The organism is Vogesella mureinivorans, from assembly GCF_007644035.1.
Classification (GTDB): domain Bacteria; phylum Pseudomonadota; class Gammaproteobacteria; order Burkholderiales; family Chromobacteriaceae; genus Vogesella; species Vogesella mureinivorans.
Map to the genome: position 1 here is coordinate 1 of NZ_VMTV02000490.1, position 340 is coordinate 340.

Genomic DNA, 340 nt, shown 5'->3' on the forward strand with positions numbered 1-340 from the left:
CGATGAAGAACACGCCCTGTTTGAAAGTGGGCGCATCAAGTCCCCTGCCCGTGCGGCAACCTTTGAAGCCCCCCACGTCCTCAAAACGGATGAAGCGATGGGCATCGCGTGGTGGAACGGCCTGACCGAACAAGAGCGCGCCCGGTGGATGCAGGCGGCCGGGAATACCGGCGTGGCTTCGGACGCCTGGGCCGCCTTCAAAGAAGGCAGGGCAACCCCATGACCGAAGCCAAAGCGTCCAGCTCGGCCGCGCCGGTCAAGGTGGCCCGCATTTACATGCGGGTCAGCACTGACGCGCAGGACTTGGCCCGGCAAGAGGCTATCGCCACGTCGGCCAGGG

At 65.3% G+C, this 340-nt stretch carries 1 protein-coding gene; it reads left to right on the top strand.

The features are described from left to right. Positions 1–223: hypothetical protein (locus tag FLQ44_RS23695; RefSeq protein ID WP_206208881.1), on the top strand; the 223-nt coding region annotated here is incomplete at its 5' end. Positions 224–340: the final 117 nt, after the last annotated feature.